This is a genomic window from Streptomyces rimosus subsp. rimosus (genome assembly GCF_000720725.1).
In the GTDB taxonomy this organism is placed as follows: domain Bacteria; phylum Actinomycetota; class Actinomycetes; order Streptomycetales; family Streptomycetaceae; genus Streptomyces; species Streptomyces rimosus_A.
The window spans coordinates 1-10,786 of the sequence record NZ_JOCQ01000174.1 but is presented as its reverse complement, the minus strand read 5'-3'; the positions used below and the strand labels follow the sequence as shown (position 1 = coordinate 10,786).

Below are 10,786 nucleotides of genomic sequence, written 5' to 3'. Positions count from 1 at the left end.
ACGAGTCGACGTGATGTGGGCACTCCTGCGCGACAACAGAGTCTTCACCTTCGCCCCGCCGGTCGCGCAGGCAGCTTGACGCAGTCATTGAAACTCCTCTGCGGTCCGCCGTACAGGGCGGTTTTCGGCCACGCGGGGGTGCGGGCGCACACGTTCCCGCGGCGTGGCGCCCAGGTGGCAGGGGGCGTGAACCGGCGTGCGACACAGTGGTCCCAGGGTGAACAGACCGTTTTCGGGCAGAAGTATGGGGGACCATTGCGCTTTCTACGTTTGCGGCGCTAAAAAAGCTCCATTCGCCGAATTCGGCGGCACCGCAATGGATTTACGGGGGGGAAGATCCAGAAATGCCGATGTTGCTGGAAGACGTGTACGCAGGGGCGCCGACCGTAAAATCCGGACGGCACATCACCACCGTCAACGAATTCACCGACCAATCGCCCGCGCTCCGCCCCGAGGTGCTCGCGGAGGCGACCCGGCGACTGGTCGAACTGGGGGACTTCGAGGCCGGGAAGATCCTGGTCGAGGAGGACAAGGGAGCCATCCTCGGCAGCGCGGTGTCGCTGGCCGTGGGGCTGCCGCTCGCGGTGGCCCGCTGGTACACCTACGACCTGGGCGGCCACGGCATCTCGGTGCCCGTCGACAGCGAGTACTTCGCGGGCACGCTCTACGTCAACGGCGTCGAACCGGGGGACCGGGTGACGATCGTCGACGACACGATCAGCACCGGCGGCACCCTGATCGCCCTGATCGAGGCCGTCCGGGCGGCCGGCGCGCGGGTCGAGGAAGTCCTGGTCGCGGTGGAGAAGCCGGAGAACGGCGGCCGCGAGCGGGTCGCCGAGCGCTTCGGCATCGCGGTCCGCTCGGTCATCCGTATCGCCGTCGACCCGGGCACCGGACGCGTCGTCGTCCTGGGCTGAGGCCGTACGGGAAACAGCGCCGCACGCCGGCGCACTGCCTTTCCCCGGCATTCCCACATTTTCCCGCACGCCGGCGCACAACCTTTCACGCCCGCCCGAGGAGTTTTGTGTGAGCACGACCGATCCCGGCGCCGAGACCGGCCGCACGGAATTGTACGAACTATGCCGCATCGCCGAGCCGGGAGCCGCCCGGATATTCGCCAAGTGTGAATTCCGCAATCCCACCGGAAGTCACAAGGACCGGGTCTTCTCCTACATGATCGACGAGCTGGAGAAGGCCGGAACGATCAGCCCCGGAATGACCCTGGTCGAATGCTCGACCGGAAATGGCGGCGCCGCGCTGTCCCGGGTCGGCGCACAGCGCGGATATCGCATCGTCATCATCATGCCGGAGGGCATGACCGAAGAACGCAGGAAACAGATCGCGTCATGGGGCGGCACGGTCGTCGAGACCTCCGCGGACGGCTTCCTGCTGGAGGGCGAGGAGACCGCCCGGCGCTACACGGCCGAGAATCCCGGCAGTCACTTCCTCGACCAGTCCACCAACGAACTCAACTGGCGCGCCTGGCGCTCCTGCGGCCGGGAGATCGTCACCGACCTGCGCGCGGCCGGCCGGACCCCCGGCCACTTCATCTGCTCCCTCGGCACCGGCGGCACCTTCACCGGCATCGCCGACGTCCTCAAGGACGCCCACCCGGCCTTGCGCACCTGGGCCGTCGAGGTGGACCGCTCGGCCGCCCTGTACGCCAAGCGCAACGGCCTGCCCTTCGAGCACCACACCCACAACCTGATGGGCCTGGGCCCCGGCAAGGTCCCGGCCAACCTGCGCGAGGAACTCGTCGACGAGGTCGAACTGATCACCGGCGACGACGGCTGGAGCACCATGAAGCGCCTCATCTCCGAGGAGGGCCTGCCCGTCGGGCCCACCGCGGGCGGCAACATCTTCGCCGCCCAGCGGCTGGCCAGGACGCTGCCGCCCGAAGAGGTCGTGGTCACCGTGCTGTTCGACTCCGCCTGGAAGTACTTCAGCATCTGGGACGGACAGTACGACCGGTACCGGACGGGGCCGGACTCATGACCGCCGCCGAGCGCCGGGCCGTGGGGGACCCGGACGCCGCGAACCGCCGGGCCACCGGGGGGCCCGGCGGCATCGCGGACCCCGGCGGCACCGCGCAGCCCGGCGGCATCGCGGAGCGCCTGGCCGCCGTCGCCCGCCGCCTCGGCCTGGCCTGCGAACGGGCCGGGGTGCCGCCCCGGGACGTACGGTTCGTCGCCGTCAGCAAGTTCCACGGCACGCCCGCGCTCACCGCCGCCCTGGAGGCCGGCCACCGCCACTACGGCGAGAGCCGCGTACAGGAGGCCCAGCGCAAGTGGCCGCCGCTCCAGGAGCGCTACCCCGGCACCCGCCTCCACCTCATCGGCCCGCTCCAGACCAACAAGGCCGCCGCGGCCGTCGGCGCCTTCGACGTCCTGCACAGCCTGGACCGGCCCCGCCTGGCCGCGGCCCTGGCCGCCGCCATGGAGCGCACCGGACGCCGCCCGGACTGCTTCGTGCAGGTCAACACCGGCGGCGAAGCGCACAAGAGCGGGGTGCCGGTCGCCGAGGTCGACGCGTTCATCAAGGACTGCACGGGCACGTACGGACTGCCCGTCGCCGGCCTGATGTGCATCCCGCCCTACGGCGGCGACCCGCGCCCGCACTTCCGGCTGTTGCGCGCGCTGGCCGCCGAACACGGCCTGCGGGAGCTCAGCATGGGGATGAGCGCCGACTTCGAGACCGCGGTGGCGGAAGGCGCGACCACGGTCCGCGTCGGCGAGGCGGTCTTCGGGCCGCGCCCGCGTCCCTGAGGAGTCACCGTGGCCGCGCTGTTCGTCTTCAGTCTCTTCTCCGCCCTGGTGGACGTCTTCGCCTCCGAGCGCCTGCAGCACGTGGACCCGGGGAGCGTGGCCGCGGTCGCCTTCACGCTCACCGGGGCGTTCTTCTGCCTGCTCACCGTCGTACGGCTGCGCCCGGCCCGGCTCCGGGCCGTCCTCCGGGCGCACGCCGCCGACCTGATCGTCCTCAACATCACCACCGCCGTCACCTGGCTGACCCTGCTGTACGCCCTCAAGCTCATGGAACCGGCCGTCGCCAACGTCGTGTCCATCGCCATCGGCCCCGCCTGCACCGTCCTCCTCCAGGTCCTGTGGTGGAAGCGGGACCGGGTCCTGCCGGGCGAACTCCTGTCCGCGCTCGGCATCCTGCTCACCCTGGCCGGCCTGGTCTGGGCGTCGCTGGACGGCCGCAGCGGCGTGGGGGACCGCGCGGCCCTGGCCATGACGCTGGGCCTGTGCGCCGCGGTCGCCTCCGGCGCCGGCGGGGCCGCCAACGTCGTCTTCTCCGCCCGCCTGGGCGCCGCCGGGGTGGACGTGCCCACCGTCATGGGCCTGCGGTTCGCCCTGGTGGCGGCCGTCGGCTGGACACTGGCCGCGTTCTCCGGCGCCGAGCAGCTGGGCCGGGCGCTGGTGCCGGGCACGGTGGTGGCCGTCATCGGCGTCTCGATCCCCGCGTACCTGGTGCAGATCGGGGTGCGCAAGGTGACCCCGATGACCGCCTCCATGATCTGCTCGCTCGCCCCGGGCCTGACCCTCCTGATCCAGCTGGCCGACGCCCGGCTGACGTTCTCGGTGCCGTCGACCGTCGGCATCGCCGTGATCACCGTCTTCATCGCGTTCGGGCTGCTCGCCCGGCGGGGCGCGCCCCCGGCGGCGGCCGTCCAGGAAGGCAAGCTCCATGCAGTGTCTGATCGTTGACGCCTACTCCACCGGCCGCTTCCTGCCGGCCGCCCTCGCCGAACGCGGTGTCAAGTGCGTCCATGTGCAGAGTTCACCGGACATCCCCGACTACCTCCGGCGCACCTTCCCGCAGGACGCGTTCACCGAGACCCTGCTGTACGACGGCGACCTGGCGGCGCTGCTGGAGGCGGTCCGCCCGTCCGCCCCCGCCTTCGTCCTCCCCGGCAACGAGACCGCCGTCGACCTCACCGACACCCTCGCCCGCCACCTCGGCCTGCCCGGCAACGTCCCGGACGAGCGGCGGGTACGGCGCGACAAGTACGACATGGCCATGGCCGTACGGGCGCACGGGCTGCGCGCCCCCGACACCCTGCGCACCTCCCGCTTCGACACCGCCTACGCCTGGGCCCGGGCGCACGGCCGGTGGCCGCTGGTGGTCAAACCCGCCGACAGCGCGGGCACCGACAACGTCTTCTTCTGCGCCGACCCGGTCGAACTGTGCACCGCCTTCAACCAGATCCTCGGCTCGTCCAACGTCCAGGGCGCCCGCAACAAGACCGTCGTCCTCCAGGAACGCCTGGCCGGCACCGAGTACTTCGCCAACACCGTCAGCGTCGCGGGACGCCACCACATCGCGGAGATCTGGCGCTACCACAAGCGGCGCGGCCGCGGCGGGGCGGCGATCTACGACTACGAGGAGCCGCTGGCCGCGGACGACCCCGCGGCCGCCGCCATCGAGCCGTACCTGCTGGGCGTCCTGGACGCGCTCGGCATCCGGCACGGACCCGCCCACTCGGAGGTCATGCTGACCGACGAGGGGCCCGTCCTGATCGAGACCGGCGCCCGGCTGGCCGGCAGCATCCTGCCGCACGTGGTCAGCCGCTGCTTCGGCACCAACCACGTGGAACTGACCGCCCTGGCCGGCAGCGACCCGGCCGCCTTCGCCGCCCGCACCGCGGTCCCGGCCGAACCGCGCACCGGGCTGCGCTACGTCTCGCTGATCTCACCGTTCGCGGGGCGGCTGCGCTCCCTGGCGGGCTTCGAGCGGCTGCGCGAGCTGCCCTCGTACGCCGACCACTTCCTCGGCGTCCGGGCGGGCGACTACCTCAGCCCCACGGTGGACTCGGCGACCTCGCCCGGCGTCTGCTACCTCCTGCACGAGGACGCGCGGCAGATCGAGGCGGACTACCGGCGGCTGCGCGCGCTGGAACTCCGGGAGCCGGGCGGCCTCTACGACATCGCGCGGACGCGGTGAGCGCCCCGGGGCGGTGGAGCGGACCCGCGCCGCCGCCCCGGCCTCACAGCCCGAGCTGGGCGTCCAGCACCCGGGCCACCGCGTCCTTGTCGCCGTCCAGCTCGACATCGGCCGCCGACTGCCGCCCGTAGACGAACAGCACCAGCTCGCCCGGCCCGGCCGTGGCCGTGACGACCGGGGTGCCGCGGTGGGCCACCGCGGTCTGGCCGTTCGGGCGGCGCAGCACCAGCCCCACCGGCGACCTGCGTCCCAGGACCCGCGCCATCTTCTCCAGGCGCGACCACAGCGCGTCCGAGAAGACCGGATCCAGTTCGCGCGGCGTGAAGTCCGGCTGCGCCCGCCGCACGTCCTCGGCGTGCACATAGAACTCGACGGTGTTCGACGCCTCGTCGATCTGCTTGAGCGCGAACGGCGACATCCGGGGCGGTCCGGTGCGGATCAGCCGGATCAACTCGTCGTACGGCTTCGCGGCGAACTCCCGCTGCACCCGCTCCAGGCGGCCCGCCAGCGGCTTGATGAGCAGGCCGCCGGCCGCGTCCGCGCGGCGCTCGCGCACCACCACGTGGGCGGCCAGATCGCGCGTCTTCCAGCCCTCGCACAGCGTCGGCGCGTCGGGCCCGGCGCCCTCCAGCAGGTCAGCCAGCAACAGCCGTTCGCGGTTCGCATGGGTCGACATGGGTTCAGCCTACGGGCGGGGGCCGGACGGTGCCACGGTGCCGCGCGGCCCCGCCATGTCCGGTGTGTCCGGATCGCGCCGCGGGGCCGGGACTCGCGGCCCCGCGACCGTACGGCCTCAGGTCAGCAGCAGGACGGCGGCGACCACCAGCCCGGCGGCGAAGATCGCGAGCAGCACCACCGACGCGACCTTCGCCGTGCGGTCGGCGTCCGGAGGCGGCGGCTGGCGGGTCATGGGTGCAGCATGCCGTACGCCGGCCGCACCCGGCGCACCAGCGGCCTGCGCACGGCACACCCCGCGCACGGCACAATGGAGCCATGAGCAGCCGCGTCCTGGATTCCCAGCTCGACCCCGCCGTCGCCGCCCGCCTCAAGCGCGACGCCGACGGCCTGGTCCCCGCCATCGCCCAGCAGTACGACACCGGCGAGGTGCTGATGCTCGGCTGGATGGACGACGAGGCACTGCACCGCACGCTCACCACCGGCCGCTGCACGTACTGGAGCCGCAGCCGCCAGGAGTACTGGGTCAAGGGCGACACCTCCGGACACGTCCAGCACGTGAAGTCCGTCGCCCTGGACTGCGACGCGGACACGATCCTGGTCAAGGTCGACCAGGTCGGCGCGGCCTGCCACACCGGGGCCCGCACCTGCTTCGATGAGGATGTGCTCAGCGAAGGGCAGTAGGCTCCGCGCCATGACCTCGGGAACCACCGGCACCGCCACACCGGACCTGGAGAACTTCCGTACGCTCGCGAAGGACCGCCGGGTCATCCCCGTCACCCGGCGCCTGCTCGCCGACGGCGACACCCCGGTGGGCCTCTACCGCAAGCTGGCCGCCGAACGCCCGGGCACCTTCCTGCTCGAATCCGCCGAGAACGGCCGCACCTGGTCCCGGTACTCCTTCATCGGCGTACGCAGCGCCGCCACCCTGACCGTGCGCGACGGGCAGGCCCACTGGCTGGGCACCCCGCCGGTCGGCGTGCCCACCGACGGCGACCCGCTCACCGCGCTGCGCGCCACCGTCGAGGCCCTGCACACCCCCCGCGACCTGATCGAGGGCCAGGGACTGCCGCCCTTCACCGGCGGCATGGTCGGCTACCTCGGCTACGACATCGTGCGCCGCCTGGAGAAGATCGGCGACAGCACCGCGGACGACCTCGGCCTGCCCGAGCTGACCATGCTGCTCACCTCCGACCTGGCCGTACTGGACCACTGGAACGGCACGGTCCTGCTGATCGCCAACGCCATCAACCACAACGACCTGGCGACGGGTGTGGACGAGGCGTACGCGGACGCGGTGGCCCGCCTGGACACCATGGCCTACGACCTGGCCCGCCCGGCCCCCGCGAGCGCCGCGGCCCTGCCGCCGTCCGAACTGCCCCCGTACACGGCGAAGTGGGGCGGAGCGTCCTACCAGGACGCCGTCGAGGACATCAAGGAGCGCATCCGCGCGGGCGACGCCTTCCAGGTCGTCCCCTCCCAGCGCTTCGAAACCGCCTGCACCGCCCCGGCGTTGGACGTCTACCGGGTACTGCGCGCCACCAACCCCAGTCCGTACATGTACCTGCTCCGCTTCGAGGACGGCGTCGACGTGGTCGGCTCCAGCCCGGAGGCGCTGGTCAAGGTCGAGAACGGGCAGGCCACGCTGCACCCCATCGCCGGCACCCGGCCGCGCGGCGCGAGCGTGCCGGAGGACCAGGCCCTGGCCGACGAGCTGATGGCCGACCCCAAGGAGCGCGCCGAGCACCTGATGCTCGTCGACCTCGGCCGCAACGACCTGGGCCGGGTCTGCGAACCCGGCAGCGTCGAGGTCGTCGACTTCATGTCCGTCGAGCGCTACAGCCACGTCATGCACATCGTCTCCACGGTGACCGGCCGCCTGGCGCCCGGTCGCACCGCCTTCGACGTGCTCACCGCCTGCTTCCCCGCGGGCACCCTCTCCGGTGCCCCGAAGCCGCGCGCGATGCAGATCATCGAGGAACTGGAGCCCAGCCGGCGCGGCCTGTACGGCGGCTGCGTCGGCTACCTGGACTTCGCCGGCGACTCCGACACCGCCATCGCCATCCGCACCGCGCTGCTGCGGGACGGCACGGCGTACGTCCAGGCGGGCGCGGGCGTCGTCGCCGACTCCGACCCGGTGGCGGAGGACACCGAGTGCCGCAACAAGGCGGCGGCGGTGCTGCGGGCGGTGCACACGGCCAACGGGCTGGGGGCCTGAACCGGGGGCCGGAACCGCGGCCCGGGCCGGGCCGCTGCCCGGTGGGGGCACCGCGGGCGGCGGCCGGGCGCGCCGTCTTCGTACAGTGGTAGGCGTGACTGCCGTAGACCACCCCCGTGCCGGCGCGACCGTATCCGCGTCGGCTCCGCCGGCCAAGCCCGCGCGCAGCGGAAAGAGCCTGGCGCTCGCGCTGATCGCCGGCGCGGCCGGCGCAGCCGTCGTCCTGCTGGCCTCCGGCCGCACCTGGGCCAGGGCCACCGCCGTCGTCGCCCAGGGCGAGCTGCCGCAGACCGCCTCGGGCCAGGACGTGACGGGCGTGCCCGGCGCGCTCGCCATCGTCGGCCTCGCCGCCCTGGTCGCCCTGTTCGCGGTGCGCGGGGCGGGCCGGATCGCGGTCGCCGCGCTGCTCGCCCTCAGCGGCCTGGGCACCGTCGTCGGCGCGTACCTGGGCATCTCCGACACCGGGGCGCTGCGCGAGAAGGCCGCCACCGCGACCGGGCTGTCCGACGCCGGCGTGCAGGGCGTCTCGCACACCTTCTGGCCCTGGGCCGCGGTCGCCGGCGGCCTGCTGCTGCTGGTCGCCGGGGTGCTGGCGCTGCTGTACGGGCGCCGGTGGCCCGCGATGTCCGGGCGCTACGAGCGCGCCGGCGCGTCCCCCCGCGGCACGCGCCGCCGGACCGCCGCCGACCCGGACCGGCCGGAAGAGATGTGGAAGTCCCTGGACCGGGGCGAGGACCCGACCCGGTAGTGGCCGCCCCCCGGCCATCGGGGACAATGGACCCGAGGGATCACCGCGCCCCGACCCGGGCGCGAAAAAGCTACGAGGAGCACTCATGTCGAGCAGTGGCCACGGACACACTCCCGCCGCCTGGACCGGCGTCATCATCTCGTTCATCGGCTTCTGCGTGGCCGGCGCCTTCATCGTGCTGGCGAACGTGCCCGGGTTCTGGGCGGGCATGGTCCTGATCGGCCTCGGCGCCGTGGTCGGCGGCGTGATGCGCGTGATGGGCATGGGCCAGGCGGGCAAGAAGGGCGCGACGGCGGGCGCCCAGGCCAAGGTCCGGCCCCAGGAGGGCTGAGCCCCTGCCGGGCCCGGCCCGGCGACTGCGGATCTCCTGTGACGGCGCGGCTTTCCGGCCCGTACGAGCGGGGTGCCCGAGCGGCACCGCCCGTACGAGGGCTCGGGGAGACGCGCCGTTTCCCGTACGGGCGGCCGTGTCGTCCTCCGTACGGCCGCCCACGAGGTGCGCCGATCCCCGTACAGCAGCACCATCGGCACGTGAGTGAACCGGTGGGCCCGGTCGGCGGGCCGGTTTCCGTGACCGGGGCCGTACGCGGCAGACCCGGCCCCCTACGGCGGCTGCGGGCGCCGCTCGGCACCCTGGCGGCCGTCGTCGCCGCCTTCGCCTACGTGGGCGCCGTCGACCCCAACGAACCCGGCCACTACCCGGTGTGCCCGCTGCTCCACCTGACCGGCATCTACTGCCCGGCCTGCGGCGGCCTGCGCAGCGCGCACGCCGTCGCGCTCGGCGATCCGGTCACGGCCGCGGGGGCGAATCTCCTCGCGGTCGCCGGTTACGCGGCGTTCGCGCTCTTCTGGGCGGCCTGGACGGTACGGGCCGCCCGCGGCCTCCCGACGGCCGGTCCGCGGCCCCGGGCGGTCCACTGGTGGGCGCTGGGCGGGCTGCTGCTCGTGTTCACGGTGGTCCGTAATCTGCCGTTCGGGGCGGGGCTGTCCCCGTAGCGGACCAGGTGGCGGATCAGTGGTACGGGGCGTGGCGAGGCGCGTGCGCCGGGCGTGGCGAGACGAGCCCCAGGTGTCAGTCAAAACGCTCTGACCTGCGGCTTTCCGTACGTGTCCGAGCCGGGGACGTCCACCTGGTGGGACCGCCGTCAACCGGATGTGAGACCTTTGCCCCTTGCCGGATACCATCGGAGAGCCTGACAGGGCGACACCGGTCGCGAGGCCGGCTGTCACCCTCCACCGCTCAAGAAGGAGGCCGCTCGCGTGAGTGTGCTCGACGAGATCATCGAGGGAGTCCGCGCCGACCTCGCCGAGCGGCAGGCACGCACCGGCCTCGACGAGCTCAAGGAGCGGGCCCTCAAGGCGCGCCCGGCCAAGGACGGCGCCGCGGCCCTCAAGGGCGACAGCGTCACGGTGATCTGCGAGGTCAAGCGCTCCAGCCCGTCCAAGGGCGCGCTCGCCGCCATCGCCGACCCGGCCGGCCTGGCCGCCGACTACGAGGCGGGCGGCGCGGCCGTCATCTCCGTACTGACCGAGCAGCGCAAGTTCGGCGGCTCGCTCGCCGACCTGGAGGCCGTCCGGGCCCGGGTGGACATCCCCGTCCTGCGCAAGGACTTCATCGTCACCGCCTACCAGCTGTGGGAGGCCCGTGCGTACGGTGCCGACCTGGCGCTGCTGATCGTCGCCGCGCTGGAGCAGGAGGCGCTGGTCTCGCTCATCGAGCGCGCCGAGTCGATCGGCCTGACGCCGCTGGTCGAGGTGCACGACGAGGAGGAGGCCCAGCGCGCCGTGGACGCCGGCGCGCGCGTCATCGGGGTCAACGCCCGCAACCTGAAGACCCTCGAAGTGGACCGCGGCAACTTCGCGCGCATCGCGCCGGAGATCCCCGACCACATCGTCAAGATCGCCGAGTCCGGCGTGCGCGGGCCGCACGACCTGATCGCCTACGCCAACGAGGGCGCCGACGCCGTCCTGGTGGGCGAGTCGCTGGTCACCGGCAAGGACCCGAAGACCGCCGTCGCCGACCTGGTCGCGGCCGGTTCGCACCCCGCCATCCGGCACGGACGGGGCTGACCCCCGCCCCATGACCCCCGCCCGCCTCCACCGCCCCGGCCCGGGACCGCTCCCGGGCCCGGCCGGCGTGCTCGCCGCGGCCGGTGCCGCGCGCGATCCGCACGCGGCGCTGGGGCGCGGGTGCCGGC

General features: G+C 73.3%; 12 protein-coding genes. 11 read left to right on the top strand and 1 reads right to left on the bottom strand.

Going from position 1 to position 10,786, the window contains the following annotated elements:
• Positions 1–344 precede the first annotated feature (344 nt).
• The 5 genes from IH45_RS0141500 (at position 345) to IH45_RS0141480 (ending at position 4,947) form a co-directional block, all read left to right on the top strand.
• Positions 345–917, top strand: a complete 573-nt coding sequence (locus tag IH45_RS0141500; RefSeq protein WP_078898036.1) for a phosphoribosyltransferase family protein — start codon at positions 345–347, stop codon at positions 915–917.
• Between the two features lie 109 nt (positions 918–1,026).
• Entirely contained in the window at positions 1,027–1,995 is a 969-nt protein-coding gene (locus IH45_RS0141495; protein WP_030681881.1) for a PLP-dependent cysteine synthase family protein, read from the top strand.
• Positions 1,992–2,765: a YggS family pyridoxal phosphate-dependent enzyme gene (locus IH45_RS0141490; protein ID WP_078898035.1), complete on the top strand. Its 774-nt coding sequence runs from the start codon at positions 1,992–1,994 to the stop codon at positions 2,763–2,765. The genes IH45_RS0141495 and IH45_RS0141490 overlap by 4 nt, the downstream gene beginning before the upstream one ends.
• A 9-nt stretch (positions 2,766–2,774) precedes the next feature.
• A complete protein-coding gene (locus tag IH45_RS0141485) occupies positions 2,775–3,710 on the top strand; it encodes an EamA family transporter (protein WP_050515564.1) in 936 nt (311 codons plus the stop codon).
• Positions 3,691–4,947, top strand: a complete 1,257-nt coding sequence (locus IH45_RS0141480) for an ATP-grasp domain-containing protein (RefSeq protein ID WP_030681872.1) — start codon at positions 3,691–3,693, stop codon at positions 4,945–4,947. Before IH45_RS0141485 ends, IH45_RS0141480 begins: the two co-directional genes overlap by 20 nt.
• Before the next feature lie 43 nt (positions 4,948–4,990).
• Here the strand turns inward: IH45_RS0141480 and IH45_RS0141475 are convergent, their stop codons facing one another.
• Positions 4,991–5,623: a TIGR03085 family metal-binding protein gene (locus IH45_RS0141475; protein ID WP_030681870.1), complete on the bottom strand. Its 633-nt coding sequence runs from the start codon at positions 5,621–5,623 to the stop codon at positions 4,991–4,993.
• Positions 5,624–5,940: 317 nt separating this feature from the next.
• Here IH45_RS0141475 and hisI point away from each other — a divergent pair, with 317 nt between their 5' ends.
• The 6 genes from hisI to trpC all read left to right on the top strand — a co-directional run bounded on the left by hisI (position 5,941) and on the right by trpC (position 10,658).
• Entirely contained in the window at positions 5,941–6,306 is a 366-nt protein-coding gene (hisI, locus tag IH45_RS0141465; RefSeq protein WP_030681867.1) for a phosphoribosyl-AMP cyclohydrolase, read from the top strand.
• A gap of 10 nt (positions 6,307–6,316) precedes the next feature.
• Positions 6,317–7,840, top strand: a complete 1,524-nt coding sequence (locus tag IH45_RS0141460) for an anthranilate synthase component I (RefSeq protein WP_030681862.1) — start codon at positions 6,317–6,319, stop codon at positions 7,838–7,840.
• Positions 7,841–7,934: 94 nt separating this feature from the next.
• Complete coding sequence (locus IH45_RS0141455; RefSeq protein WP_032919453.1) at positions 7,935–8,588, top strand: TIGR02234 family membrane protein; 654 nt, start codon at positions 7,935–7,937, stop codon at positions 8,586–8,588.
• An 85-nt stretch (positions 8,589–8,673) separates the two neighbouring features.
• Entirely contained in the window at positions 8,674–8,919 is a 246-nt protein-coding gene (locus tag IH45_RS0141450; protein ID WP_030681857.1) for an HGxxPAAW family protein, read from the top strand.
• A 200-nt stretch (positions 8,920–9,119) separates the two neighbouring features.
• Complete coding sequence (locus tag IH45_RS0141445; RefSeq protein ID WP_394298747.1) at positions 9,120–9,584, top strand: DUF2752 domain-containing protein; 465 nt, start codon at positions 9,120–9,122, stop codon at positions 9,582–9,584.
• Positions 9,585–9,848: 264 nt separating this feature from the next.
• Positions 9,849–10,658 (top strand): indole-3-glycerol phosphate synthase TrpC, encoded by an 810-nt coding sequence (gene trpC, locus IH45_RS0141440; RefSeq protein ID WP_030681852.1) that lies wholly within the window; start codon positions 9,849–9,851, stop codon positions 10,656–10,658.
• Positions 10,659–10,786: the final 128 nt, after the last annotated feature.